This window comes from Bradyrhizobium sp. WCU1 (assembly GCF_053474805.1).
On sequence record NZ_CM130280.1, the window covers coordinates 3,996,426 to 4,022,990 of the forward strand.

27 protein-coding genes are annotated in these 26,565 nt (G+C 63.6%); 7 read left to right on the forward strand and 20 right to left on the reverse strand.

The window, feature by feature from the left end; translation table 11 throughout:
• The first annotated feature begins 27 nt into the window (after positions 1-27).
• On the forward strand, positions 28-1,260 hold the full coding sequence (locus ACTUWL_RS18520; RefSeq protein WP_021080853.1) for an MFS transporter: 1,233 nt from the start codon (positions 28-30) through the stop codon (positions 1,258-1,260).
• Here ACTUWL_RS18520 and ACTUWL_RS18525 read toward each other — a convergent pair.
• Positions 1,255-1,692, reverse strand: coding sequence for a helix-turn-helix domain-containing protein (locus ACTUWL_RS18525; RefSeq protein ID WP_021080854.1), 438 nt, complete (start codon positions 1,690-1,692; stop codon positions 1,255-1,257). The two genes, ACTUWL_RS18520 and ACTUWL_RS18525, sit on opposite strands and share 6 nt — an antisense overlap.
• A 141-nt stretch (positions 1,693-1,833) precedes the next feature.
• Between ACTUWL_RS18525 and ACTUWL_RS18530 the strand changes: the two genes are divergently transcribed.
• Positions 1,834-2,337: a DUF2938 domain-containing protein gene (locus ACTUWL_RS18530; RefSeq protein ID WP_021080855.1), complete on the forward strand. Its 504-nt coding sequence runs from the start codon at positions 1,834-1,836 to the stop codon at positions 2,335-2,337.
• A gap of 99 nt (positions 2,338-2,436) precedes the next feature.
• Here ACTUWL_RS18530 and ACTUWL_RS18535 read toward each other — a convergent pair whose 3' ends face one another.
• Both ACTUWL_RS18535 and ACTUWL_RS18540 read right to left on the reverse strand, forming a co-directional pair.
• Entirely contained in the window at positions 2,437-2,931 is a 495-nt protein-coding gene (locus ACTUWL_RS18535) for a VOC family protein (RefSeq protein ID WP_021080856.1), read from the reverse strand.
• A gap of 135 nt (positions 2,932-3,066) precedes the next feature.
• Positions 3,067-3,612: a carboxymuconolactone decarboxylase family protein gene (locus ACTUWL_RS18540; protein ID WP_021080857.1), complete on the reverse strand. Its 546-nt coding sequence runs from the start codon at positions 3,610-3,612 to the stop codon at positions 3,067-3,069.
• A 168-nt stretch (positions 3,613-3,780) separates the two neighbouring features.
• On the opposite strand from ACTUWL_RS18540, the gene ACTUWL_RS18545 reads away from it, so the two are divergent.
• Both ACTUWL_RS18545 and ACTUWL_RS18550 read left to right on the forward strand, forming a co-directional pair.
• A complete protein-coding gene (locus ACTUWL_RS18545) occupies positions 3,781-4,965 on the forward strand; it encodes an acyl-CoA dehydrogenase family protein (RefSeq protein WP_021080858.1) in 1,185 nt (394 codons plus the stop codon).
• Between the two features lie 157 nt (positions 4,966-5,122).
• The gene (locus tag ACTUWL_RS18550; protein WP_021080859.1) at positions 5,123-6,262 is read left to right on the forward strand and encodes an acyl-CoA dehydrogenase family protein; all 1,140 of its coding nucleotides are present in this window, start codon (positions 5,123-5,125) and stop codon (positions 6,260-6,262) included.
• 115 nt (positions 6,263-6,377) lie between these two features.
• Here ACTUWL_RS18550 and ACTUWL_RS18555 read toward each other — a convergent pair whose 3' ends face one another.
• The 9 genes from ACTUWL_RS18555 to ACTUWL_RS18595 form a co-directional block, all read right to left on the reverse strand.
• Positions 6,378-7,415: an amino acid ABC transporter substrate-binding protein gene (locus ACTUWL_RS18555; RefSeq protein ID WP_021080860.1), complete on the reverse strand. Its 1,038-nt coding sequence runs from the start codon at positions 7,413-7,415 to the stop codon at positions 6,378-6,380.
• 61 nt (positions 7,416-7,476) lie between these two features.
• Positions 7,477-8,070 (reverse strand): L,D-transpeptidase, encoded by a 594-nt coding sequence (locus ACTUWL_RS18560; RefSeq protein ID WP_021080861.1) that lies wholly within the window; start codon positions 8,068-8,070, stop codon positions 7,477-7,479.
• A 172-nt stretch (positions 8,071-8,242) separates the two neighbouring features.
• On the reverse strand, positions 8,243-8,371 hold the full coding sequence (locus tag ACTUWL_RS18565; protein ID WP_021080862.1) for a hypothetical protein: 129 nt from the start codon (positions 8,369-8,371) through the stop codon (positions 8,243-8,245).
• Positions 8,371-9,372, reverse strand: coding sequence for a cytochrome d ubiquinol oxidase subunit II (gene cydB, locus ACTUWL_RS18570; RefSeq protein WP_021080863.1), 1,002 nt, complete (start codon positions 9,370-9,372; stop codon positions 8,371-8,373). Before cydB ends, ACTUWL_RS18565 begins: the two co-directional genes overlap by 1 nt.
• A complete protein-coding gene (locus tag ACTUWL_RS18575) occupies positions 9,369-10,775 on the reverse strand; it encodes a cytochrome ubiquinol oxidase subunit I (protein ID WP_021080864.1) in 1,407 nt (468 codons plus the stop codon). The genes cydB and ACTUWL_RS18575 overlap by 4 nt, the downstream gene beginning before the upstream one ends.
• Positions 10,776-10,851: 76 nt before the next feature.
• Positions 10,852-11,430 (reverse strand): thioredoxin family protein, encoded by a 579-nt coding sequence (locus tag ACTUWL_RS18580; RefSeq protein WP_021080865.1) that lies wholly within the window; start codon positions 11,428-11,430, stop codon positions 10,852-10,854.
• A gap of 18 nt (positions 11,431-11,448) precedes the next feature.
• Positions 11,449-12,156 (reverse strand): cytochrome c biogenesis CcdA family protein, encoded by a 708-nt coding sequence (locus ACTUWL_RS18585; protein WP_021080866.1) that lies wholly within the window; start codon positions 12,154-12,156, stop codon positions 11,449-11,451.
• Between the two features lie 402 nt (positions 12,157-12,558).
• Positions 12,559-13,170 (reverse strand): sigma-70 family RNA polymerase sigma factor, encoded by a 612-nt coding sequence (locus tag ACTUWL_RS18590; RefSeq protein WP_021080867.1) that lies wholly within the window; start codon positions 13,168-13,170, stop codon positions 12,559-12,561.
• A gap of 245 nt (positions 13,171-13,415) precedes the next feature.
• Entirely contained in the window at positions 13,416-14,483 is a 1,068-nt protein-coding gene (locus ACTUWL_RS18595; protein ID WP_021080868.1) for an acyltransferase family protein, read from the reverse strand.
• 212 nt (positions 14,484-14,695) lie between these two features.
• On the opposite strand from ACTUWL_RS18595, the gene hrpB reads away from it, so the two are divergent.
• The 3 genes from hrpB (at position 14,696) to ACTUWL_RS18610 (ending at position 19,599) form a co-directional block, all read left to right on the forward strand.
• Complete coding sequence (hrpB, locus tag ACTUWL_RS18600; protein WP_021080869.1) at positions 14,696-17,296, forward strand: ATP-dependent helicase HrpB; 2,601 nt, start codon at positions 14,696-14,698, stop codon at positions 17,294-17,296.
• Positions 17,297-17,457: 161 nt separating this feature from the next.
• Complete coding sequence (locus ACTUWL_RS18605; protein WP_021080870.1) at positions 17,458-18,909, forward strand: NCS1 family nucleobase:cation symporter-1; 1,452 nt, start codon at positions 17,458-17,460, stop codon at positions 18,907-18,909.
• A 177-nt stretch (positions 18,910-19,086) separates the two neighbouring features.
• On the forward strand, positions 19,087-19,599 hold the full coding sequence (locus tag ACTUWL_RS18610) for a TIGR02281 family clan AA aspartic protease (protein ID WP_021080871.1): 513 nt from the start codon (positions 19,087-19,089) through the stop codon (positions 19,597-19,599).
• A 30-nt stretch (positions 19,600-19,629) separates the two neighbouring features.
• Here the strand turns inward: ACTUWL_RS18610 and ACTUWL_RS18615 are convergent, their stop codons facing one another.
• The 8 genes from ACTUWL_RS18615 to ACTUWL_RS18650 all read right to left on the reverse strand — a co-directional run bounded on the left by ACTUWL_RS18615 (position 19,630) and on the right by ACTUWL_RS18650 (position 26,014).
• Positions 19,630-20,016 carry a hypothetical protein gene (locus ACTUWL_RS18615; RefSeq protein ID WP_021080872.1) on the reverse strand — a complete coding sequence of 129 codons (387 nt, stop codon included), beginning with the start codon at positions 20,014-20,016 and terminating at the stop codon, positions 19,630-19,632.
• 108 nt (positions 20,017-20,124) lie between these two features.
• A complete protein-coding gene (locus ACTUWL_RS18620; RefSeq protein WP_146160319.1) occupies positions 20,125-20,610 on the reverse strand; it encodes a hypothetical protein in 486 nt (161 codons plus the stop codon).
• Positions 20,611-20,619: 9 nt separating this feature from the next.
• Positions 20,620-21,345 (reverse strand): hypothetical protein, encoded by a 726-nt coding sequence (locus ACTUWL_RS18625; RefSeq protein WP_021080874.1) that lies wholly within the window; start codon positions 21,343-21,345, stop codon positions 20,620-20,622.
• A 357-nt stretch (positions 21,346-21,702) separates the two neighbouring features.
• Positions 21,703-21,978, reverse strand: a complete 276-nt coding sequence (locus ACTUWL_RS18630) for a DUF6881 domain-containing protein (protein WP_021080875.1) — start codon at positions 21,976-21,978, stop codon at positions 21,703-21,705.
• Entirely contained in the window at positions 21,975-22,982 is a 1,008-nt protein-coding gene (locus ACTUWL_RS18635; protein ID WP_021080876.1) for an HYD1 signature containing ADP-ribosyltransferase family protein, read from the reverse strand. The genes ACTUWL_RS18630 and ACTUWL_RS18635 overlap by 4 nt, the downstream gene beginning before the upstream one ends.
• A 613-nt stretch (positions 22,983-23,595) precedes the next feature.
• Complete coding sequence (locus ACTUWL_RS18640) at positions 23,596-24,174, reverse strand: hypothetical protein (RefSeq protein WP_146160320.1); 579 nt, start codon at positions 24,172-24,174, stop codon at positions 23,596-23,598.
• A gap of 313 nt (positions 24,175-24,487) precedes the next feature.
• Positions 24,488-25,162: a hypothetical protein gene (locus ACTUWL_RS18645; RefSeq protein ID WP_146160321.1), complete on the reverse strand. Its 675-nt coding sequence runs from the start codon at positions 25,160-25,162 to the stop codon at positions 24,488-24,490.
• 57 nt (positions 25,163-25,219) lie between these two features.
• Positions 25,220-26,014 carry a hypothetical protein gene (locus ACTUWL_RS18650; protein ID WP_021080879.1) on the reverse strand — a complete coding sequence of 265 codons (795 nt, stop codon included), beginning with the start codon at positions 26,012-26,014 and terminating at the stop codon, positions 25,220-25,222.
• Between the last annotated feature and the right edge of the window lie 551 nt (positions 26,015-26,565).

Below are 26,565 nucleotides of genomic sequence, written 5' to 3' on the forward strand. Positions count from 1 at the left end.
TGACGATGTCGGAAGCAAGAGCAAGAAATGGACGCATCCTCACCCACGCGAACTGACGAATCCTCGCTCGGTTACGAAGGCTGGCGCATCGTCGCCGTCTGCTTCCTGCTGGCGACCTTCGGCTGGGGTCTCGGCTTCTACGGCCAGAGCGTCTATGTCGCCGAGCTGCACAAGCAGCACGGCTGGCCGGCCTCGCTGGTCTCGTCCGGCACGACCTTCTTCTATCTGTTCGGTGCCGCGCTGGTCGCCTTCGTCAGCGAGGCGATCAAGGCGTTCGGCGCGCGCAGCTGCCTGATCGCCGGCACCTTCGCGATGGCGGTCGCGGCGGTCGCGATCGGCCAGGTGCGCGAGCCGTGGCAGCTCTATCTCGCCGACGCGCTGCTGGCGGTCGGCTGGGCCGGCACCAGCCTCGGCATCATCACCAACACGCTCGGCCTGTGGTTCGACAAGAAGCGCGGCATGGCGATCAGCCTGGCGCTGAACGGCGCGAGCTTCGGCGGCATCGTCGGCGTGCCGCTGCTGGTCGCCGGGATCGGCGCATTCGGCTTCTCCGGCGCGATGATCGCGGCAGCTGGGCTGCTGGTCGTGATCATGGTGCCGGTCATCCTGATCTTCGTCGGGCGGCCACCGGCGCATCTGCACGCGGTGACTTCAGCGGCTGCCGATGCGCCGTCGGCGACGCAGGTGCGCGCCCGGGCACTGCGCGACATCCGCTTCCTTTCGGTCTCGATTGCTTTCGCGCTGGTGCTGTTCGCCCAGGTCGGCTTCATCGTGCATCTGATCGCCTATCTCGACCAGGTGATCGGCCGCGAGCGCGCCACGGTGGCAATGGCGCTGCTGACCGCGATGGCCGTGGTCGGCCGGGTCTCCTTCTCCTTCGTGATCGACCAGCTCAACCAGCGGCTGGCGTCGGCGTTGTCCTTTGTCAGCCAGGCGATCGCGCTGGCTCTCATCATCAACGTGCACAATGACGTCGTGCAGATCGCGGCCTGCGCGCTGTTCGGCTTCTCGGTCGGCAATCTGATCACGCTGCCGGCGCTGATCGTGCAGCGCGAATTCGATCCGCGCGCGTTCGGCGTGCTGGTCAGCCTGATCACCGCCATCAACCAGATCACCTATGCGTTCGGCCCCGGCGTGATCGGGCTGCTGCACGATCTCTCCGGCAGCTACACGCTGCCGTTCTACGGCTGCATCGGCCTCGAACTGATCGCGGCGGTGACGATCATGACCCGCGGCCGAAGCCAGCAACGCCGGTTATGATTTTCGACGTGACTTCTTCGTCTTCTTCGGTGCCTCCATCTTCCCGGCCGCCGCGACCCGCAGGAGGCGGCGGAAGGTCGGACATTCCATGTGGCTCGGCGCCGGGCAGACGGCGGCGTGGCGCAGGCCGTCGCGCATCGCGTTGAGGCGGCGGATGGTGCGGTCGAGCTCGTCGGCCTTGGCCGCCAGCATCTTCCGGTCGATCCGCGGCCTGCCGTCAGGCGCGAACATCCGTCCGATCTCGTCGAGCGAGAAGCCGGAGGCGCGGCCGAGCGCGATCAGCGCCAGCCGGTCCAGCACGCCCGGATCGAACAGGCGGCGCAGCCCGCGCCGTCCATGCGAGGCGATCAGCCCCTTCTCCTCGTAGAAGCGCAACGTCGAGGCACGCACGCCCGACTGTTCCGCAACCTCCGCGATGTCGATGTCCCTCACGCCTCTTGACCTCAAGTTCACTTGAACTGGCAGTGTGCAGCCTATCGCCTGCCCGCCGCAGGCAGCAAGCAGGATCAAGAAGCATGGATGCCGCATCGCAGGTCGACGACGAGCAGCTCAAATGCCGGAACGGCGCTGCTCATGGCTGACGCCGTGGAATACCTGGCGAGCGCGGCGTTGATTGGGACCGGCGCGACCATTGTGATGGACATCTGGGGGATGGTCCGCGCGCATCTGCTTGGCGTCCCGTCGCTGGACTATGCCCTGGTCGGCCGCTGGCTCGGCCATCTCGCATCCGGACGCCTGCGTCACGATCGCATCGCCGCCTCGCCGCAGGTCACCGGCGAACGGGTGATCGGATGGATCGCGCATTATCTGATAGGGATCGGCTTCGCCGGGCTGCTGCTTGCGATCTTCGGCCTCGATTGGGCGCGGCAGCCGACCATCGGTCCGGCGTTGCTCGTTGGGATCGGCAGCGTGGCCGCGCCATTCCTGGTGATGCAGCCCGCAATGGGCGCCGGCATTGCCGCGAGCCGCACGCCCCATCCATGGGCCGCGCGGCTGCAAAGTCTCGTGACACATGCGGTGTTCGGTGGCGGGCTCTACGCGGCCGGCTGGATCGGGCGGCTGTCGTCATCCTGGTAGCCCGATGGAGCTGAGCGCAATCCGGGATATGCCCCCGCGAAACGAGATCCCGGATTTCGCTTCGCTTCATCCGAGCTACGGAATTATCGGGTCGCGGAATTATGCCGCCCGCTGCTTCAGCAAATCCTCGAGGTCCAGCCGTCGCGTGAACATCGAGAGCTTGCCGTCCGCGCTGCGCGGCCATTCGGCTTCGGGGCGGTCCCAATAGAGCTCGACGCCGTTCTCGTCGGGATCGCGCAGGTAGAGCGCCTGGCTGACACCGTGGTCGCTGGCACCGTCGAGCTGGATGCCGGCCGACAGCACCCGATGCAGCGCGTCAGCGAGCGCCGGCCGGGTCGGATAGAGGATGGCGGTGTGGAACAGGCCGGTGGTGCCGGGCGGCGGCGGGCGGCCGCCCTTGCTCTCCCAGGTGTTGAGGCCGATGTGGTGGTGATAGCCGCCGGCCGAGATGAAGGCCGCATCGGTCCCGAGGCGCTGCTGCAATTCGAAACCGAGCACGCCGCAATAGAAGCCGAGCGCGCGCTCGAGATCGGCGACCTTGAGGTGGACATGCCCGATCCGCGTGCCCGCGACGATGGGGGGATTTTCAGGCATGAGCTGGCTCCGGTGGCATCAACGCCCTGCCGTCAGCGGCAAGGCTTCGCCGCCTGATATAGTGCGGATTTGCCGGGGCCGGAGCAATCCATCCGGAAACGCAGCGTTTCCGGATGGCGCCACTTCCGGCCGGATCTAGCAGAGCTCCGACAGTTCGCCGCCGGGCAGCTGGAACTCGAACGTGTTCAGCGTCATCGAGACCATCGTGTAGTAGCCGCAGAGGCCGATCACCTCGACCAGGCCGCGCTGGCTCAGCACTTCGATCGCCTCGTCATACAGTGCCTTCGGCAGGCCGTGACCTTCGTGCAGTGCCTTGGCGACGTCGTAGATCATCCTGGCCTTGGGGTCGTCGAAGGTCGGCGTCCGGCGCACCCGGATGTCCTCGATGATCTTCGGATCGAGCCCGCCCTTCAGCGCGAGGCGCTTGTGGGCATACCATTCGTAATGCGCGGTCCAGTGCCGCGCGGTGACGAGGATCGCGATCTCCGACAATTTTGGCGGAAAGATCGTGTCGAAGCGCAAGACCTCGCCGAGCCGCGTGGCGTGCCGCGCCATCTCCGGACTGTTCAGCCAGGCCATCATCGGCGCCGGTGGCGCGCCGCGCTTGCCGGCGATCGACTCGTCGTAGGTTTCTTTCTGGGCGGCGTTCATTTCGCTAGGCGAAAGCAGTTTCAGCCGCATGTCCGTTTCCTCTTGTTTTTCAACCGTTACCCCGTCTCGGCGATACACCCGATCGCGCAAGGTGAGTAGCGACGCCAGAGCATGGCGCGGCCGCGAGGCATATTGAATTCGGCGGCTGCGTAGGTCTAAGGTCGAATCCAATTCGTCGAATTTGACTGGAAACGCACCATGGCTGACCTCGAGAAATTCCGCGCAGAGACCCGCGCCTGGCTGGAGCAGAACTGCCCGGCCGAGATGCGCAAACCGATGACCTCGGATGGCGACACCTTCTGGGGGGGCCGCAATGCGAAATTCTCGTCGGACGCGCAGCGGGTCTGGTTCGAGCGGATGCGCGACAAGGGGTGGACCGTGCCGCATTGGCCGAAGGAGTATGGCGGCGGCGGCCTCGACGGCGAGGAAGCCAAGATCGTGCGCCAGGAGATGGCGGCGATCGGCGCGCGGGCGCCGCTGACCTCGTTCGGCATCTCGATGCTCGGGCCGGCGCTGTTGAAATACGGCACCGAGGAGCAGAAGAAGGAGCATCTGCCGAAGATCACCGCGGGCCTGATCCGCTGGTGCCAGGGCTATTCCGAGCCGAACGCCGGCTCGGACCTCGCCTCGCTGCAGACCCGCGCGGTCGGCGACGGTGACGACTACATCATCAACGGCCAGAAGATCTGGACCTCCTACGCCAACTATGCCGACTGGATCTTCTGCCTGGTGCGCACCGATCCTGCGGCCAAGAAGCACGACGGCATCAGCTTCATCCTGTTCGACATGACCTCGAAGGGCGTGTCGACCAAACCGATCCTGCTGATCTCCGGCTATTCGCCGTTCTGCGAAACCTTCTTCGACAATGTCCGCGTGCCGAAGTCGCATGTCGTCGGCACCGTCAATCGCGGCTGGGATGTCGCGAAGTACCTGCTGCAGCACGAGCGCGCGATGATCTCGGGCATGGGCGAGCGCGGCGTCGGCCGTCCGCTCGGCCAGATCGCCGCCGACTCGGTCGGCGCGGATGCGCAAGGCAGGCTCGACGACGCGCAGCTGCGCAGCCAGATCGCGAATTTCGAAGTCGACGAAGCGGCGCTCGCCGCGGCCGCGGAGCGCGCGGTCGATCTCGCCAAGGCCGGGCAGTCGCATCCGGCATTCTCCTCGGCGATGAAATATTACGGCACCGAGCTCAACAAGCGCCGCTACGAGATCCTGATGTCCGCCGGCGGCATCGACGCGCTGGAATGGGAGAGCGATCGCTCGAAAGGCGGCGCCCGCCCGCGCGCCTGGCTGCGCACCAAGGCCAACTCGATCGAGGGCGGCACCTCGGAGGTGATGCTCGGCATCGTCGCCAAGCGCATCCTCGATCTGCCGGGGGCGTGACGCGGTCTTTCCACCCGTCATTCCGGGGCGCGACGCAGTCGCGAGCCCGGAATCCATAACCCCAGATCGTGGTTATGGATTCCGGGCCTGTCCCTTCGGGCCATCCCGGAATGACGAACTTAGACATATCAGCTTCGAACGTTAGATCGGATTCTCCATGGCCCTCGTCCTCACCGAAGAACAATCCATGCTGCGCGACAGTGCGCGCGGTCTCATCAGCGACAAGGCGCCGGTGGCGCATCTGCGGTCCTTGCGCGACAACAAGGACGCGACCGGCTTCTCGCGCGAGCTCTGGACAACCTTTGCCGAGATGGGCTTCTCCGGCCTGTTGGTGCCGGACCAGTTCGGCGGCAGCGGGCTCGGCTGCGTCGAGGCCGGCATCGTCATGGAAGAGATCGGCCGCACCTTGATGCCGTCGCCGTTCCTTGCGACCTCGGTGCTCGCGGCCTCCGCACTGTCGCGCGGCGGCAGCGAGGCGCAGAAGGCGCAGCATCTGCCCAAAATCGCCAACGGCTCGCTGCTCGCGGCGCTCGCGATCGATGAAGGCGCCAAGCATCGTCCGCTGCAGACCAAATTGCAGGCTGTGCGCGCCGGCAACGGCTTCAAGCTGTCGGGTGACAAGGCCTTCGTGGTCGATGGCCACACTGCCGATCTGTTGATCGTTGCCGCGCGCAGCGCAGGCAGCGCCGGCGACAGGAACGGGTTGACGCTGTTCCTGGTCGATCCGAAGGCGAAGGGGCTCGCGGTCGAGCGCACCGCGATGGTCGATTCGCACAACGCGGCGCGGATCGTGTTCGACAATGTCGAGGTCAATGCCGACAGCGTGCTCGGCGAGGTCGATCAGGGCTTTGGGCTGCTCGAGGGCGTGCTCAATATCGGCCGCGGTGCGGTCGCCTCCGAAATGGTCGGTCTCTCCGACGAGGTGTTCGGCCGCACCGTGACCTATCTCAAGGAGCGCAAGCAGTTCGGCAAGGCGATCGGCGAATTCCAGGCGTTGCAGCACCGCGCCGCCCAGCTCTACATCGATATCGAGATCACCCGCGCCGCGGTGTTGAAGGCGTTGCAGGCGCTCGATACCGATCTCGACAAGGCCGCGCATGCGGTCGCGGTGGCAAAAGCGCGCGCGGGCACCACGGCAACGCTGGCTGTGCAGGAGGGCGTGCAGATGCATGGCGGCATGGGCATGACCGACCAGTTCGACATCGGCTTCTTCATGAAGCGCGCCCGGGTCTGCCAGGAGCTGTTCGGCGACAGCAATTTCCACACCGACCAGCTGGCGAGCGGCAAAGGGTACTGATTGTCATTCCGGGGCGCGCGAAGCGCGAGCCCGGAATCCATGGCGCCACCAGCTTTGCGGCTTGATGGATTCCGGGCCTGCGCCTATCGGCGCATCCCGGAATGACGGAATAGCGTCACCGGATCGGCGGTGCGTATTGCACGCCGCCGGCGTTCCAGAGCTGGTTCATGCCGCGCGGGATCTTCAGCCTGGAATCGGCGCCGACGTTGCGGTCGTAGACTTCGCCGTAATTGCCGACGTGGCGGATGATGCGCACCGCCCAGTCCTTGGTCAGGCCGAGATCCTCGCCATAGGAACCTTCGGTGCCGACCAGCCGCATCACTTCGGGCTTCTTCGACTTCAGCGCCTCGTCGATGTTCTTCGAGGTGATGCCGAGCTCCTCGGCGTTGATCATGGCGTAGAGCGTCCACTTCACGATCATCATCCAGTCGTCGTCGCGCAACCGGACCACCGGCGCCAGCGGCTCCTTGGAGATGATGTCGGCCAGGATGGTGTGGTCGTTCGGCTTGGAGAGGTTGAGCCGCAGCGCATAGAGCTGCGAGGCGTCCGAGGTCAGCGTGTCGCACTGGCCCGAATCATAGGCCTTCACGACATCGTCTAGCTTGTCGAACTTCATCTCCGTGTACTTCATGTTGTTGGCACGGAAATAGTCGGCGAGGTTGAGCTGCGTCGTGGTGTTGGCCTGCACACAGACCTTGCTGTCGTTGAGGTCGAGCGCGGAATCGATGTTGCGCGCGCGGGGAATCATGAAGCCCTGGCCGTCATAATAGGCGACCGCCGGGAAATAGAGATCGTAATTGGTCTCGCGCGACATGCTCCAGGTGGAGTTGCGCGAGAGGATGTCGACCTTGCGGTTCTGCAGCTCCTTGAAGCGTTCGCTGGCATCGAGCGGCACGAACTTCGCCTTCGACGGATCGTCGAAGATCGCCGCGGCGACCGCGCGGCAGAAGTCGACGTCGAAGCCGGTCCAGTTGCCCTTGTCGTCGGGGATCGAGAAGCCCGGCAGGCCCTTGTTGACGCCGCACAGCACGTCGCCGCGGCGGACGGTGCGCTTCAGCGTGCGGGTGTCGTAACGCTCATAGGTGATGGCGGCGGCCGCAACGAGCGCGGCGACCGCGAGCCCGATCGTCAGGCCGCCTCGAAATGTACGCATGGGTTCTCTCTCGCGAATGATCGGGGGAAAAGCGGGTCGGATATCGAAGGCGGGGTCGGGATCAGAGTTCGGGCTTCTGGCGGATGATCACCTTGGTGCCGACGGGAACGCGGTTGTAGAGATCGGCGACGTCGGCGTTGACCAGGCGGAAGCAGCCGGACGAGATCGCGGTGCCGATGGTGTCGGGCCGGTTGGTGCCGTGGATGCGGTACACCGTGGTGCCGAGATACATCGCGCGGGCGCCGAGCGGATTGCCCGGGCCGCCGGCCATGAAGCGCGGCAGATAGGGCTGGCGGGCGATCATTTCCGGCGGCGGCACCCAATCCGGCCACTCGGCCTTGCGGGTGATGGTCACGAGGCCCTGCCACTGAAAGCCGTCGCGGCCGACGCCGATGCCATAGCGCAGCGCGCGGCCATTGCCTTGCACGAGATAGAGATGGCGTTCGGCGGTGGAGACGATGATGGTGCCCGGCGCCTCGTTGGTCCGGTAGTACACGACCTGCTTCTGCCATTCCGGATCGAGCTGGTAGCTGTCGTCGGCGATCAGGCCCGGCTCGTCGGCATCGGGGCGGCTCTGGGCGAAGCCCTGCGACGTCGACAGCACGAGCGCACCTGTGGCAATCAACATCCAGACCAGGTGACGAAGTTTCGTCATGCAAAGCTCTCCTTGTTGGCAAGCAGCCAATGGTTGCTCCACCCAAATCAGGTTCGGAAGCATCAAATCTCAGCGGCAGCTTGATGGCAAGTTTAGGGCGGGCGTCACACTATATCACTGTAATGCTTCCGTTTTTTGTCGTCGGGGACGGCGGCGCGCGGCGCGGGCCGCCTCATTTCGGCGCGATCCAGAGCCGCAACGCGAACGAGACCAGCGCCACCGTGCCGACGCCGCCGAGCCAGAGCACGACGAACCACAGCAGGCGCTGACTGAGCGGCCGCTGACCGGGATCGGGCGGCATCAATGATATCCGTGGCCGGGCCGCACCTTGCCGCGGAACACCCAATAGGCCCAGGCGGTGTAGCCGAGGATCAGCGGCACCAGGATCGAGACTCCGAACAGCATGAAGATCTGGCTGTTGGCCGGCGCCGCCGCCTGCCAGATCGTGATGCTCTGCGGCACGATGTACGGATACATGCTAATGCCGAGCCCGGCATAGGACAGCGCGAACAGGGCGAGCGTCAGGAAGAACGGCTGGTGGTCGTTCCTGTTGCTGAGCGCGCGCAGCAACAGCGCCGTGACTGCGGCGACCGCGATCGGCACCGGCGCGGTGAGGACGATGTTGGGCCAGGCGAACCAGCGCTGGGTGTACTGTACGGCCAGGAACGGCGTTGCGATGCTGACGGCACCGATCGCGCACAGCATCGCGACCAGCAGGATCCAGCTCAGCTGGTAGGCGCGGTCGCGCAGCGAGCCTTCGGTCTTCATCACCAGCCAGGTCGCGCCGAGCAACGCATAGCCGATCACGAGCGCAATGCCGGTCAGGACGCTGAACGGCGTCAGCCAGTCCCACCAGCCGCCGGCATAGTGTCGTCCCTCGACATGGATGCCCTGCAGGATGGCGCCGAGCGCGATGCCCTGCGCCAGCGTTGCCACCAGCGAGCCGCCGGCGAAAGCGAGATCCCATTTGTTGCGCGCCTTCTGGGTGCGCCAGCGGAATTCGAAGGCGACGCCGCGGAATACGAGGCCGAGCAGCATCGCGATCATCGGGGTGTAGAGCGCCGGCATCAGCACCGCATAGGCCAGCGGAAACGCCGCCATCATGCCGCCGCCGCCGAGCACCAGCCAGGTCTCGTTGCCGTCCCACACCGGCGCCACGGTATTCATGATCACGTCGCGATCGGTCTTTTGCGGGAACAGCGGAAACAGGATGCCGAGGCCGAGGTCGAAGCCGTCCATCACGACATAGACGAACACGGCGAAGGCGATGATGAAGGCCCAGATCGTGGTCAGGTCGATCATCGCGCGCCCTCCACGGCGGCGCCTGCCGCCGGCGTGATGCCGGCCGCGCGGGCGGGAAGGTCCTTGGTCGGGCCCTGTTCGCCGGGATGCGGCGGCTGCGCCATCAGCCGCAGGATGTAGATCACGCCCGCGATGAACACGACGAAATAGACGATGATGAAGGCGATCAGCGAGGAACCCACGGCCGGCGCCGCCAGCGGCGAGGCGGAATCCGTCGTGCGCAGCAGCCCGTAGACCGTGAACGGTTGCCGCCCGGTCTCGGTGGTGATCCAGCCGGCGAGCACCGCGATGAAGCCGGCCGGGCCCATCAGCACCGCGAAGCGATGCAGCAGCTGTGACTGGTACATCATGCCGCGCCAGCGCATCAGCAGGCTGAACAGGCCGAGCCCCATGATCAGGAAGCCGAGCCCGACCATGATGCGGAACGCCCAGAACGTGATCGGCACCGGCGGCCAGTTCTCGCGCGGCACCGTGTCGAGGCCGGCGAGCGGTGCGTCGAGCGAATGCTTCAGGATCAGCGACGACAGCTTCGGCACCTCGATCGCGTATTTCACCTTGGCATCGCGTTCGTCGGGCCAGCCGAACAGGATCAGCGGCGCGCCGTCCTTGTGGCTCTGGAAGTGACCTTCCATCGCCATCACCTTGGCGGGCTGGTGCTCCAGCGTGTTGAGGCCGTGTTGGTCGCCGGCCAGGATCTGGATCGGCGCCACCAGCGTCGCCATCCACATCGCCATCGAGAACATCACGCGCGCCCCCGCCAGATGCTGGTCGCGCAGCAGGTGCCAGGCGCCGACCGCGCCGACCACCAGCGAGGTGGTGAGGTAGGCCGCCAGCACCATGTGCACCAGGCGATAGGGGAAGGACGGGTTGAAGATCACCTTGAGCCAGTCGGCGGCGACGAACTGGCCGTCGGCATTGACCGCGTGACCGGCCGGGGTCTGCATCCAGGAATTGGCCGACAGGATCCAGAACGCGGAGATCAGCGTGCCGATCGCGACCATCAGGGTCGCCACGAAATGCAGCCGCGGGCCGACCCGCGACAGGCCGAACAGCATCACGCCGAGGAAGCCGGCCTCGAGGAAGAATGCGGTCAAGACCTCATAGGCCATCATCGGGCCGATCACCGGCCCGGTCTTGTCGGCGAAGGACGCCCAGTTGGTGCCGAACTGGTAGGACATCACGATGCCGGAGACCACGCCCATGCCGAACGCGACCGCGAAGATCTTCAGCCAGTAATTGAACAGGTTGATGTAGACCTCGCGCTTGGTGATCAGCCAAAGCGCCTCCAGCACCGCGAGATAGCTCGCAAGTCCGATCGAGAATGCAGGAAACACGATGTGGAACGACATCGTGAAAGCGAATTGCGCGCGGGCGAGTACGACCGCATCCCAGCCTTCGAACATGATCCACCACCTGCCGTCGACCTGACGTGGACCCTACCACGTCAGGTGTGACGACAACACTGGGCGGATTGTCTAATCAGCTATTGGCGTTGAGCAGCCGGGCGACGGTGCGGTCGATCTCCTCGTACCGCCCCTCGCCGGCATGCTGGAAGACGATCTTGCCGTTCTGGTCGATGATGTATTGCGCCGGCCAATACTCGTTGTGGTAGGCGTTCCAGGTCAGCGAATTGTTGTCCTGCGCCACCGGATAGAGGATGCCGTGCCGCTTCAGCGCCGCCTGCAAATTGGAGGCCGAATGCTCGAACGGGAATTCAGGCGTATGGACCCCGATCACGACGAGGCCGCGATCCCGGTACTTTGAATAAAGTTCGGTGACGTGCGGCAGTGTGTTGACGCAGTTGACGCAGCCATAGGTCCAGAAATCCACCACCACGACCTTGCCGCGCAGGTCGGCGAGCTTCAGCGGCTGCGAGTTGAACCAGTTGCTGATCCCGGCGAACTCGGGCGCGGTCTGGCTCTGTTCGGTGGTCATGGCGACCGCGCGCGGCACCGGTTGCGCCGGCGCGTCGGATTCGGTGCAGAGGCCGGGGATCACGGCGCCGCCGAGGCCAAGGCCGGCGACCAGAGCGGATACAGCAATCAAGCGCAGGGACATCGATCTCTCCTTGTGAGCTCACAGGCCGATCTGGCCGTTGGGATAGAACTGGGTCAGCCACGCCACGATCAGCGTGTCGTATTGCAGGTAGGACAGCGCGGCGAAGCCGATGATCACGACGCCGAAGCCTTGCTGCAGGCGCGGCGCGATCCGCGCCATGCTGCGCACGCGGGTGGTGACGGCCTGCCCGCCATAGGCAATGGCAAGCATCGGGATCGCGGCGCCGATCGCGTAAGTGACGAGCTGCAGGCTCGCCCACGCCGTATCCCCAGAGGTCGCGACGATGGTCAGGATCGAGCCGAGCACCGGGCCGGCGCACGGCGTCCACACCAGGCCAAGCGTGGTGCCGAGCACGAAGCCGCCGAACAGGCTCTGCGACGGCGCGGCCTGACTGAGGCTGCCCGCGGCACCGCTGAGCCGGATCGACAGCCATTCGAATGGCGCCGGCCAGATCATCAGCAGGCCGAAGCCGGCGAGCAGGACGGCCGCGCCGGTGCGCAGCAGGTTGGGATCGAAATCGAAGGCGCGCGTGATCGCGCTCAGCAGCAATGCCACCGCAGAGAATGACATTACGAAGCCGAGCGCGATCATCGCAGGCCGCGCCTTGCCGGTCTGGCCTATCGATACCCCAAGCAGAATCGGCAGCATCGGCAGGGTGCAAGGGGCGGCGACGGTGGCGACACCGGCAAGCAGGGCCAGGGTAAGGGCAGGGGCAAGGCTGAGCATCGTCATCCGTCCATCAGAAGTCCCGGCGCGCCAGAGGGCCGTGCCGGGTACGCATGATGGTCTTCGAAAGGACGGTCCGGCCGTTACGGCGGAGCGCCGTCACGTCCGTGTGAGACGTGCCGTGATCGGCCTCACGACCACGCGCCGAAAACAGAGCGACCCGGCTGGGGGGCATCCCGGCCGGGTCGTTGGAGGTTTACTTGGGAGGTTAGAACTAGGGAAGTCTCGAAACTGAGTCAGTCACTTGGGTTGGGGTTGCGTCGTTGGATATGGGTATAGGGATCGTGTTTTTCCGGGTGATGTCGTCGATTGTTTCAATTGTTTCGTCGCCGAACTTTTTTGGCTTCGTGGACAATTGCCCGGGTTCCTCGATCTCCCTTAACTATCTGTATCTGCTTCGCTTTATGCCGCGACGCTGTCCACGCCGGCACCCCGCAGGAGATCGGCGAGCTGCTTGCGGGCATAGAACATGCGGGTCTTCACCGTGCTCTGCGGGATCCCGATGATCTGGCCGGCCTCCTCGACCGACTTCTCATGGTAGTAGACCAGGTTGATGATCTCGCGATGCGCCGGCGACAGCTTGGCGACGCAAGCGCGCAGGATCTCGCTGGTGGTGGCGCGATCGAGCGAGGTTTCCGGCGTATCGGCGCCGTCGGCGATCTCCAGCACGTCGTCCTGGTCGATGTCCTCGTGCTTGCGCTGGCGCAGCGCGGTCAGCGCCTTGAAGCGGGCGATCGAGAGCAGCCAGGTCGAGACCTGCGAGCGGCCTTCGAACTGGGCCGCGGTGCGCCAGACGTCCAGGAACACCTGGCTGACCAGGTCCTCGGCCATGGTGGTGTCGCGCACCATGCGCAGCACGAAGCGGTAAACCCGGACGTTGTGACGGGCATAGAGCGTGTGCATCGAGGTGCGGTTGTTCTTGGCGATACGCGCGAGCAGCATTTCATCCGAGGTCGCGCGAGCAGCGTCGATATGCTTCTCGGCTGCAGAGTTAATGGCGATGACGTTCGGCATGACAGGCTCCCAGTTCGCCGTTGGGCGGCGGTTCGTTGAGAGAAAGCTAGTTAGCGCCGGTTTCCGGATGTCTGCGCCAAAAGCGGAAAATGGTTTCATGACCGGGAGAATTGTTTCGTCGCCGGCCGAACGACGAAACATTCGCGGGCAAAAAGCCTGTCATTTCAATGCACGGAAAATAGCAGCGGCCGAATCCGGCCGCTGTGGGAACGAATCCGGCTTATGACTTTCGGCACTACCTGGGCCTATTCGGCCGCCTGCAAAGCGGGCGATGCCTTTTTCGGGGCAATCCAGAACGCGTCGGGCCGTTCGAACAGGAAATTGGCCCGTACCGCCAGCGCCAGCCGCCAGATCAGCAGCGAACCGGCGACGCCGGCCGCGGTAACGATCAGCGAGATCAGGCCGATGTCGGGGATGACGTCGAACCGCAGCAGAACCGTGCGGGTCGCGGCCATCGGCAGGAAGAAGGCCAGATAGATCACGATCGAGTGCTCGCCGCAGAAGCGCAGGAAGCCGAGCCATTGCGCCCGCGCCAGCAGCGTGCCGGTCACGATGATCGCGCAGGCGCCGGCAAAGCCGAGCGCCAGCGAGACGACCGGCCATTCGCTGACCCCGAGCGCAACCAGGCCGCCATTGACGAGGGCCCACAGCCCAAGCCCGGGCAGGGCGAGCGCAGGCCGTGCCCGCGCGCGGTCCGACAGCGCGAACACGTAACCGGCCAGGGCATAGCCGGTAAAGAAATAGACGAAGCGGGCGCAGAACTCGTCGATCACGGTCCAGCCGGTCGTGACATGCGCGCTCTCCAGCGCTGCCGCGATCAGCCAGATGACGAGCGGGTGGACATTGCGGGTGAGCTTAGCGACGACGAAGAAGATCGGCAGCAGATAGATGAACCACAGCGTGCCGAACGGCTCGATGAAGGCCTCGAGATATTGCAGCCCGACCTGGGCCCAACCGGTCTCGGCCGCCAGCGACGGCGCCTTGAAGCCGAACTGGATCGTCACCCACAGCACATAGAAATAGGCGAAGTGCATCACCTTGCGGTCGAGATAAGTGCGCCAGTCGCGGTCGATCACCACAGACAGGAACAGCCCCGAGATCAGGAAGAAGTCCGGCATCCGGAACGGCTTTGCGAACATCACGACATAGTGCATGAAGCCGGTTTGCTCGGCGGCCTTCTCGACCCCCAGCACCGAGTGCATCATCACGACCATGATGATGCAGATGCCCTTGGCATAATCGACCCAATCGACACGCGCGCTCACGCTCCCGGTGGAACGATCTGTCGCAGCGACTGTGCCGTTTGTAGCCATCCTTGTCCCGTTTCGGCGTGATCGGCGCCATCATCGGCCCGATCGGTTGCTTTCTCCTTTATCAATACAAAGGATGTGCCAGCGAACGTCGGCCCTGTCCCCGGTTCCCTGGACCGGGCGAATGGTCTAAGAGGCTTGGAAATCCCAAGAGAATCCGACGTTCGTTAACCACAGGACGCAAGCCCGGCCGAGCGCCGCCGCGATGAGACTCCTTGCCGCACCAATTCGATAGCCCGCTGCCGATCGACGCCGTGCTCGACGAGCTCGACCGCACGCTCGATCGCCACAACGCCGCCGTGCTGGTCGCGCCGCCCGGCGCCGGCAAGACCACGCGCGTGCCGCTGGCGCTGCTCGACGCGCCTTGGGCCAAAGGCAAAAAGATCATCGTGCTGGAGCCGCGCCGCATCGCTGCACGCGCCAGTGCCGAGCGGATGGCCAAGACGCTTCGTGAGCGGCCCGGAGAGACCGTCGGCTATCGGGTGCGCTTCGGCTCCAAGGTGTCGCGGGCGACGCGGATCGAGGTCGTCACCGAGGGCATCTTCTCGCGGCAAATCCTCGACGATCCCGAGCTCGACGGCATTGCCGCCGTGCTGTTCGACGAATTCCACGAGCGTTCGCTCGATGCCGATCTTGGCCTTGCGCTGGCGCGCGACGCGCAGACCGGCCTGCGCGAGGACCTGCGCATCCTCGTGATGTCGGCAACGCTCGACGGCGCGCGGGTCGCAAAGCTGCTCGGCGATGCGCCCGTGGTCGAGAGCGAGGGCCGCGCCTTTCCGGTCGAGACCCGCTATGTCGGCCGCAAGGTCGACGCGCCGGTGGAGCGGCAGATGGCCGAGACGATCGCGACCGCACTGCGTACCGATGCCGGCTCGGTGCTCGCTTTCCTGCCGGGCGCAGCCGAGATCCGCCGCACCCAAACCTTCCTCGCTGAGCGCGTGCACGACGCTTCAGTGGAGATCGTGCCGCTGTTCGGCGCGCTCGATGCCGCCGTGCAGGACCGCGCCATCGCGCCAGCCCCGAAGGGCATTCGCAAGGTGGTGTTGGCGACTTCGATCGCCGAGACCTCGCTGACCATCGAGGGCGTGCGCATCGTGGTCGATTCCGGCCTCGCGCGGGTGCCGCGCTACGAGCCTGACACGGCGCTGACCCGGCTCGAGACCGTGCGGGCCTCGCGCGCCGCGGTCGATCAGCGCCGCGGCCGCGCCGGCCGTATCGAGCCCGGGGTGTGCTACCGGCTCTGGGACGAGCCGCAGACCGCGTCGCTCCCGGCCTACACCGCGCCCGAGATCCTCTCCGCCGATCTGTCATCGCTGGTGCTCGACCTCGCGCAATGGGGCGTCAGCGATCCCGCAGGCCTTGCCTTCCTCGATCCGCCGCCGGGACCGGCGCTGAAGGAAGCGAGATCGCTCTTGTCCGAACTCGGCGCCCTCGACGCAGACGGCCGCATCACCGAGGAAGGCAAGAGCCTGCGCGCGCTGGCGCTGCCGCCGCGGCTGGCACGCATGATCGTGGATTCCGCCCGCTTCGGCATGAGCGAGGAGGCGGCCGAGATCGCCGCCGTGCTGACCGAGCGCGGGCTCGGCGGTGACAGCGTCGATCTCGACGTCAGGCTCGACCAGTTCCGCCGCGACCGCTCGCCGCGTGCCTCGAGCGCGCGCAGCATGGCCGCGCGCTGGGCCTCGCAGGTGAAGGCAAACGAGGACGCACTTACTTCTCCCTCCCCCCTTGCGGGGGAGGGTCGGGGAGAGGGGGCCACACGGGCAGTTTCTCCCGGGGCCACCCCCTTCCCCAACCCCTCCCCGCAAGGGGGAGGGGAGCCCTACCGCTCTCGCGTCCCTAACGCAGACCTTTCGACCGGCGTCATGCTGGCTTTCGCGTTTCCGGACCGGGTCGCGAAGAACCGCGGCAATGGCAGCTTCGTGCTCGCTAACGGCCGCGGCGCGGCGGTCGAGCAGACCGCGGCGCTGGCGCGGCTACCCTATATCGCGGTCGCCGAGCTGACCGGCACGGCCGCGAGCGGCCGCATCCTGCTGGCGGCGCCGATCACCCAGGACGAGATCGAGCAGCGCTTCGCTGACCAGATCGAGAATGTGGAGGAGGTGACGTTCGACCGCGGCGCGATGGCACTGCGCGCGCGCCGCCGCCGTTCGCTGCATGCGATCACGTTCTCGGAATCGCCGATGCCGCTCAAGCCATCTGCCGAGACCGCGCGGGAGTTCGCCGACGGCCTGATCGCTGTGGGTCTCGACCGCCTGCCGTGGTCGAAGCAAGCGAAACAATGGCGCGACCGCGTCATGTTCCTGCGCAAGGCCGAGGACGACAGTTGGCCTGATCTGTCCGACGCCGCGCTCGCTGCACGCGCCGACGCCTGGTTGGTACCCGCGCTCTACGACAAGACCGCGCTGAAGGATCTGTCGGCCGGTGACCTGTCGGACGCGCTGATGGCGCTGCTGCCGTGGGATTTGCGCGCCCGGCTCGATCGCGAGGCGCCGACGCATTTCGAGGCGCCGACCGGAACGCAGCTTGCGATCGATTACGAGGCCGAGCAGGGCCCGACCATTGCCGTCCGGCTGCAGGAACTGTTCGGGCTCAACACCCATCCTTCGATCGCCAGGGGCGCGGTGCCGCTGGTGCTGGAACTGCTGTCGCCGGCGCAGCGGCCGGTGCAGGTGACGCGCGATCTGCCCGGCTTCTGGCGCGGCAGCTATGCCGCCGTCCGTTCCGACCTGCGCGGCCGCTATCCGCGCCATCCTTGGCCGGAAGATCCCGCCAGCGCGCTGCCGACCAGGCGCGTGAAGCCGCGCGGCACCTGAGTTGCCGGCGGACGTGGCTCACCTCTCTCAAGGGGAGAGGTGAAGCGAGCGCGGCCATGGATGACGAGCTGAATGAATTCTTCCGCTGGCGAGCGCCAGCAAACGGTGATTAGATTTGCGGGCTGGGATGGGATCACGGGCTCGCAATTGGGGAGGCCGTCGTGGAGATCAAGAACGCATCGCCGTCGCTGTACAACGAAGACCTGGCGCCGGCCAGGGAACGCAACTGGGGCGCCTTCAGCATCTTCAACGTCTGGACTTCCGACGTCCACAGTCTGTGGGGCTATTATCTCGCCGCCAGCCTGTTCCTGCTCTGCGGCAGTTTCGTCAATTTCATCCTGGCGATCGGCATCGGCTCGCTGGTGATCTTCGTGCTGATGAGCCTGGTCGGCAATGCCGGGGTGCGGACCGGCGTGCCTTATCCGGTGCTGGCGCGGGCTTCGTTCGGCGTGTGGGGCGCCAACATCCCGGCGCTGGTGCGCGCCATCGTCGCCTGTTTCTGGTACGGCGCGCAGACCGCGGCGGCATCAGGGGCGATCGTCGCGCTGCTGACGCGCATCGACAGCTTCAAGGCGTTCCACCAGTCCAGCCACATGCTCGGCCATTCCACGCTCGAGGTGATCTGCTTCGTCGTGATCTGGGCGCTGCAACTCCTGATCATCCAGCGCGGCATGGAGACGGTGCGCCGCTTCCAGGACTGGGCCGGACCTGCGGTGTGGCTGATGATGCTGATCCTCGCGATCTATCTCTGCATCGCGGCCGGCGGCATCTCGCTCACCGCGCCGATCCCGCAGGACGTGCTGCTGGAGAAGACCAAGGAGGCCGGCGTGCCCGGCGTGCCCGGCTCATTCCCGGCGCTGTGCGCCGTCGCCGCGACCTGGATCACCTATTTCGCCGCGCTCTATCTCAACTTCTGCGACTTCTCGCGCTACGCGCCTGACGTCAACGCGCTGCGCAAGGGCAATATCTGGGGCCTGCCGGTCAATCTGATCCTGTTCTCGCTGGTCGCCGGCGTCACCACGATCGCGGCGTTCAACGTCTACCACGAGGTGCTGCTGCATCCCGACCAGATCTCGGCGAAGTTCGACAGCTGGTTCCTGGCGCTGCTCGCCGCGGTCACCTTTGCGGTCGCGACGCTCGGCATCAACGTGGTCGCCAATTTCGTCTCGCCGGCGTTCGATTTCTCCAACGTGTTCCCGCGGCATATCGACTTCAAGAAGGGCGGCTACATCGCGGCGCTGATCGCGCTGGCGCTGTATCCGTTTGCGCCCTGGGAGGGCAGCGCCGCCTCGTTCGTCGGGCTGATCGGCGCCACCATGGGGCCGATCTACGGGATCATGATGGTCGACTATTATCTGATCGCGAAGGGCCGCGTGAACGTGCCGGCGCTGTACCAGGAGCACGGCGAGTATCGCTTCCAGAACGGCTGGAACGTCAGCGCACTGATCGCAGCCGCGGTCGGCGCCCTGTTCTCGTCGGTGCTGCCGAACTTCACCTCGATCCTGCCGGCCTGGTGGGCGGTCTATGGCTGGTTCTTCGGTGTCGCGATCGCCGGCGCGGTCTATTACGCGCTGCGCGTGGCGATGCCGAGCCCGGTCGCCAGGACGGCCTAGAAGGCTGCTTGAAGCCGGCAAATCGGGCGGCCGATGTCATTCGGCCGCCTCTCCGGGCTCGCATTAACCCTTCGCTCATCCTTTTCGTCAAAATGGCAGCCTCGTGCTGCCGCCCTCGCTCGCGGCGGGGCGGGCGGCGTGGTGAAATTGCGTGTTCGGTTTTCCGAGTATGGTGTCATGCGTAACCTGATGATTTTCGCGGCCATCCTGATCGGGCTGGGCACCTTCATGGCCCAGATGGCCAGCAAGATGTCGCCCGCCGCCGCGACGACCGCAAAGCAGACCATCGCTCCGGCCGTCACGGTGGCGCAGGCCAGCGCCCGGACGCTCAGCATTACGCCCGATCCGCGCGGTCACTTCGCGACCGACGGCCGGATCGACGGCCAGCGCATCAACTTCATGGTCGACACCGGCGCCTCCGTGGTCGCCCTGAACGAGACCTCGGCCGCGCGCTTCGGGCTGCGCCCGGTGCCGGGCGACTACACCTCGCGCGTCACCACCGCCAACGGCACCATCAAGGCCGCACGCGCCCGCATCGCGATGGTCGAGATCGGCGGCATCACCGTGCGCGACGTCGACGCCCTGGTGCTGCCGGATGAGGCGCTGTCGGAAAACCTGCTCGGCCTGTCCTTCCTGTCGAAGCTGAAGCGCTTCGAATATGCCAACGGCAAATTGTTGCTGGAGCAGTAAGGCCGATTGGCATCAAGGCCCTATCCAAGTCTATTGCGGAGTTACCTCCACGCACTGACCAGGGTCTGAAATACAGAACTCGGTTTTCCCGGTAGTCGGATCGATTTTCCAAGAGCCTAACACCGGCAATCCGCCAAAAATGTCTGAAATCCCTCCCTGTACGTTAATGCCGGTCGTTTTCTCCGGAAAGCCGGGCCTCTCGGTGCATTGACCGGTTAATTGCTTAGTCTCGGCGTCGAGGACTGCGGTGCAGTGATGAAGCCTCCCGTTCTTGTGGTCGAGGCGTTCGACGGCATAATGGTTTACCCCAGTCTCCACAGTCGCAAACTCAGCGAAAATTTCGTAATCCGCAGCCAGCCCAACGGTCGCCGTCACGGTTAGCGAAAGCGCGAGTATCCCGGTCCTAAGAAGCCTCATAAGACCTCTCCATGTCTTCCCCTGCGATGCGGATCATGTCCCCATTTCGGCAGAAACTCGGATCACTGAAGCGCTTGCGCAGAGTGTCGAGTCGGTCTCCGGGCGCACCTACTGTAAGTCCCTATTGTACTCCCTAATTTCGTGATCCTGATCGTCGACATTCGGATAGCGCTCTATCTGATAGCAGGAAATCCCATCGTCCAATTTGAATATCGAGCGTTTTACACGCTTGTCGTCGTCCGTCGATTTTCCAATAAGAAGTATGCCCAGACCGGCATCGTCACCCGATAGCGCCAGCCCCTCCACCGCAAAAGAAAAACCGGACAGACACGCTTTCGGCACGTCAGTCCATTGCCCATTGTGTTCGATGCGCATCGAGCGTTCCAGGTTTGCGCCAAACCCTTCCTTTCCCGGGTTACGATCGCAAACCGCTTTGAGGGAACGAAGCTCGATCTTTGCAAGATCTTGACCTTTGTAATTTTTGAAATTCAAGATCGCAACATCCGCTGCGCACCAGGGACTGGAGTTCGCGATACATAACGTTGAACTGGCAAGTAGAAGCGATAAAGCTCCAGCGAGCGCGACTGTTTTCATCGACAGGCCTCAATATTTGTATCGGTTCCAATCCGGCATCCCGCGCCCCGTTGGCTTGCCGTTATGCCAATACTTTTTGTACCCATACCAAGATCCAACCCATGCATTGTAATCTGGAACTTGCTGAGTGTAAGCGCGCGCGTTGGCTCTATCTCCATCACTTTCATCCTGACTATCCCAATGCATGTGCCCTCTTGCGACCGCACCGCTATCGCCAAACCCCACGCCACCGCCCAGCGCTCCCTCTTGGTACCCGCGCGCTATCTGATCGTAGTAGTATAGTCCGTTGCGTTTGAAGGTTTCGACGCCCAGCTCCGGGATAAAGCCCCTCCTCTTGGTCTCTTCCGGGTAATATTGGGCACCAAGGTCTTTCATTTCCTTGAGGGCAGCATCCCATGCGCTCTCCGCGCTTTCGAAGCCGATCCCCGCATTGCGGCTCGGATAGTCACCACCTTCGTCGCCGCCGAAACGCTTGATGCCGGCGATGCCACCCGATCCGCTGGAGCTGTTGCCAGTCGCCGGCCCGTTGACGCCGGGCTGACCGGCTCCTGTCGCAGGCTGTTGCGACTGGGTTTGCGGCTGTGGCTGCGTTGGTCGAGTAGGTGTCGGCGGCTGTTGAATCTGCGCCTGTTGAGTCACGCCATCTGCAGCGAACGGATCATGGTCAACGGGAACGAGCGAGTAGTCAACGAAATCCGGCCGATGGTCCACCGGCACCAGAGAGTAATTGGGCATTGATCGTCACCTACAGATATTGCGGACAGCTTCGGGCGAGCCCGTGCGTGACCGCACCTCGCGGAGAGGGCTGGGTTGGCTTTGGATGTTTGAAGGCAAGTGCTTGAGGGCAAAGTGCTTGAAGGATGGCTTGCGCGATGGCGCGGAAGCGTCACTTCCGGTTCGGCTTGCCCATCGTCTTCGCCGGGCGCCTGTCGGTCGGTGGGGCGGCCCTGGCTATCAGCCAGATCGGCTCGGTGCGGTGGCGAATTTCGGCGCGCTCGGCAGTGTATTGGCCGACAGCGGCCCATCCGATTCAAAAAGCCCGCAGCGGATTTTCCGATGCGGGCTTAATTGCCGTGCAGCGGCGAAACCAGTTCACGCCGTCGCCATTGCCCAGATTTTTTCGAACTCGGCCTTTGATATCACTTCCGGCACGAACTGGGGATCGGCGGCGATCTCTTCAACGGACGGCAATGGCATCTGACCAAGGCCCGTGTCCCCGACCTCAACTTCAGCATCGGCATACCAGATCCTTCCGTCGGAAAAGATTTCGACCTTACGAAGCTCCCAACGTTCGTGATCCAACTCGCTGTAGATCAGGACCGGTTGATCGGGGTACGCGTGAATCCACTTCACTTTGAGATAGGTCATTGGTCGGACACCTTTCCGCTGCGGATAATCCTGTTGTTCAAATCCAACGGTCCTTCGTTTGGGATAACATAAACGCCGGACCGGCCCTCAACGACATTCAGACCGGCCGGGTTGATTTCGAGGTAGTGAGTGAATTTTTTCACTTGGTGGGGATTTTGTACGAGGGCCACCGAAAGCTTTTCCGGCTCCATTGTGCCGGGCTCAATATCGGTAAGATACTGACCGTTGCCATACTTCACATCGCGTGGTCTTCGGGCTTTCAGAGAAGGATTTAGCTTTCCTTCATTCAGGATGCCGTTCAGACCAGCCTCGTCGGTGTAGTGATATAGGTTACGAAGCCCAGCGCCTGGAACGTCTTCAACTGCACCCGTCGGCGGCCTCACCCTGCTCGCAGGTGCTATCTTGGCGGCACCAAGGCCACCGACCAGGCCGCCGAGAATCCGGAGAGGCAGCTCCAGCGAGCTTCCCTCACCAAGTTGACCGCCAGCTTCGCTCCCCAAGCCCCCCAGCGCAGCCGCTCCGACTTTGAACGGCAATCCTCCGGGCACGACATAGGAAGCGGGATTGCCGACAAATTCCCCGACAGATGCACCGAGTTTGCCCGCCCGGCCTTCCGGCCTGTGCATGGGTCCGGTTACATTCTTCTCAAGAATGTCCATCCCCTGTGCTGGAGTCGGCGCGTCCACGTCTTGCCCCATTTCGGCCTGCGTGGCGCGAGCCAATGCGCTCCCCGCACTATTCAGGCCAGAAGCGATTCCGCGAGGGATGGACCTGAAGAAGTCAGCGGCCCCCGCCGCAATCGAGTGTGGCGGCGCGGACCCCGGCGTTTGCGGAACGGACGGCGGCCGATCGAAACCCGCATCCGTTTGCGCATGGCTTGCCGGTTGCGTCCTTGTCCGTTGAATGATGTCGTCCGCGGCGAACGGATCGTGGTCAACGGGAACGAGCGAGTAGTCATCGAAGTCCGGCTGATGGTCCACCGGCACCAGAGAGTAATCGGGCATTGATCATGACCTACAGATATTGCGGACAGCTTCGGGTGAGCCCGTGCGCGACCGCACCTCGCGGAGAGGGCTGGGTTGGCTTTAAGTGCCTGAAGGCAAAGTGCTCGAAGGATGGCTTGCGCGATGGCACGGAAGTGTCGCTTCCGGTTCGGCTTGCCCATCGCCTTCGCCGGGCGCCGGTCTGTCGGTGGGGGTGGCCCTGGCTATTTGCGAGTTCAGTTCGCTGCGGTGGCCAATTCCGGCGCGCTCGGCAGCGTATTGGCCGACAGCGGCCTGTCCGATTGAAAAAGCCCGCAGCGGATTTTCCGGTGCGGGCTCAATTGTTGCGACGATGAAAATGTATCGGTGAGTTGCCCGACGTGTCAATTATTCGTTGCGCAGATTGCAGAGCGCCGGGAGCGGCTGAAATGACAACCGCACGGCAATACCTGCCTGTCCATCCCTAGCGCCCCCTAGAAACAATGCCGGGTCGGAGCGATAGCGCTCAAGCAATTCGTGGGGCGCAACAGCGTAGCGCAGGGGCGCTTTGACTCCATCTCTTCCATTTGGCCTTGCTGGCAAGAGATTCTGTCGCAGTCGGGATTGGCCCGGTGTCCACCGAACCGGGAGCAGCTCATTGCCGCACCGAGCAGCATTCCAAATCAAATAATCGACGTTCCTCAAGCGCCTCACCCGAAAGAATGCTCCGTATCCGGGACTTGGGAGAAGGACCAATATCATCCCGCGCTTCCAGCTCGTTCAGAAGCGACTGAATGCCCTCGTCTTGGTAGTTTGCCAAAACCAGCATCGTCGATAAACGAGGCACCATGGCGCTCGTGAGCTCCTCGGGAGATATCAAATCCTGGTCACGTAATTTCATCAGTTTCCTGACGAAGACCACATGTTGATCAATCGAAAGCCCATACATCGACAGAATTGCTACGTGTCTCTGGCGTTCTGAGTACTTTTTCTCCGAGAGAAATCGGATGCAGAAATCGGGGTTCCTGGCGCTCGCATCGACAAGTTGCTGGAAGCTATTTATGCCGAGCCACTCGTAGACTGAAACCCCAACACGCTCATGGTTCTGGTCCGTGGCAACAACCTTGTCCGCGTATCCCTCATAATTACTCGCTGCACCGCTGCCGGATGATTCAGGGGGAGCGGGTCGAGGACAGGAACTGACTGCACACCAGTCCTGTGGGTCGGAGGTCATGAGCCGATCCAGCAAAGCCCTATCACTCCTAGCGTCATACGAGCCGTCGGCCTTACGACTAGATGGTTCGGCGGCAGCGATTTCTGGACAGCAACCGAAGAGGCATCCGAAGCATAGCAAGAGCCATATTCGAGCGCGCCGCATGCTAAGGCTCGTAACGACGAATAAACCAGCAGACCACCAGGCTGATTTTTACCCATCATCTTTGCAGCAACGCTCTCGATCTTTTCGCTCTCTCCAACACCGAGGAAGTTGGCATTCGGCCCCACAACTGTTCAAGCGTAAGCGGCTGCGCCATCAAGACGCCTTCTGATCACCGCGTCGCCAAAGAGACCGCATAGACCCTCAATATCTCCGCCGCCAGCGAAACGCATGCTGAGATCGATCGTATCTCCGACCAGCGCGAGCACTCCCGATCAAAATCCCGCCATCTCTTCTTCGCAAACCCCTCACCAGAACGGATATATCTAATTTCCCACTTGATATGGTCCGGAAAGTCTTGTGCCGCCAATTCCTTGAAAAGTGCCTGAATTTTCGGATGATCGTAATGATCACGGGCAACAAGAGAATAGCGATAATATATCGCTCCTGCTAATGAGAGTTCGGGTAACAGGCCACTGCGGTACAGTTTCACCAATTTTCTTATAAGCACGACATAGTCATCGACATCGAGTTGATACATCGCATAGAGGGCGATGCGCCCGCCCTCCCTTCCTTCCGTTAGATAGCGAATGCAAAAATCGATGTTCTCTGGCGCGGCGGCCACAAGCTCTTCGAACGCGTCGCCGGACGGGGGATATTGGGGCGGTATGCGGTCAACAGCATCATCTCTTGTCGCCTGGGCGACTTTCTCGACATAGGCTTGATACTTGTCTTCATCGTGCGGCGCGCTTGCTTCGCTCCCGTTGGAGGCCGCGCTGGCGGCATTCAGACAGAGCGCGAACGCGCAGCCGAGCGACAGTACACAAGACAGGATGAAACGTCGCACGTTATTGCCCGACATAGCGTCGATACAGTATCGGACCCTTGGCAGGGGCGCGTACTATCATGTCCTTTTTGGGCCGCTTTCAATCTTTTCGGGAGCCCCATCGTAGGGAGGAGACCCGACGCCGATGAACGTGTTGTTCGGCCCCACGATCACGACATGCCCCGTCGCGTCGCTATAATCTCTCGGTTGCGCCGCCACATCGCCCGGCTGGGGCGACTCGTCGGGACCCAGGACGCGCCATCCGGGAATTGCATACGATGGATCTGCCCATTGTCCGGCGGCGGGCGGAAAATGCTTCCAATACCAATGCCCATTCGGGAGACCGGGACTCGTCCCAGCATCGGTCAGCATCTCATGCACGAACAAATTGCACTTGTTCTTTCTTTCAGCGAAATTTCCCCTTGCCACCCCGGTGGTCCATGCGGTTGAACCAATTTGAGCGTTAGCTCGATCGACGATTTTCTGACGTATGAGGTTGAGCTGATCATCCGTCAGGGACTGCGTTGGTGCCGGATTTCCGCCGAAGGGGCTGGACTCGATCGACCAGCCTTGAGCCCAAGTCGGGTTGTTTGGATCGCTTCCTGCATCGCCGACGCCGGCGACGCCACCCGATCCGCTGGGGTTGCTGCCAGTCGCCGGCCCATTGACGCCGGGTTGATCGGCTCCTGTCGCAGACTGTTGCAATTGGGTTTGCGGCTGTGGCTGCGCCGGTTGAGTCGGTGTCGGCGGCTGTTGAAACTGCGCCAGTTGAGTTACGCCATCCGCGGCGAACGGATCGTGGTCAACGGGAACGAGCGAGTAGTCATCGAAGTCCGGCTGATGGTCCACCGGCACCAGAGAGTAATTGGGCATTGATCATCACCTACAGATATTGCGGACAGCTTCGGGCGAGCCCGTGCGTGACCGCACCTCGCGGAGAGGGCTGGGTTGGCTTTGGATGTTTGAAGGCAAGTGCTTGAGGGCAAAGTGCTTGAAGGATGGCTTGCGCGATGGCGCGGAAGCGTCACTTCCGGTTCGGCTTGCCCATCGTCTTCGGGCGCCCGTCTGTCGGCGGGAGCGGCCCTGGCTATCAGCGCGTTCGGCTCGCTGTGGTGGCCAATTCCAGTGCGCCCGGCAGTGGATTGGCCGACAGCGACCTGTCCGATTGAAAAAGCCCGCAGCGGATTTTCCGGTGCGGGCTTAATTGTTGCGATGATGAAAATGTATCGGTGAGTTGCCCGACGTGTCAATTGTTCGATGCGCAGAGCAGCTCGCAGGGCGCAATAGCGCGGCGGATTGCGCCGGCGTGCAGGTATTTCGCCGACGCCAAATCTGCCGTAATTATTCGCCACAAGCCGTCAATCCTGCCTTTCGCTGCGGCGACGCATTCGCTAAAGCCAGCAGCATTGTTCCTCCGCATTTCC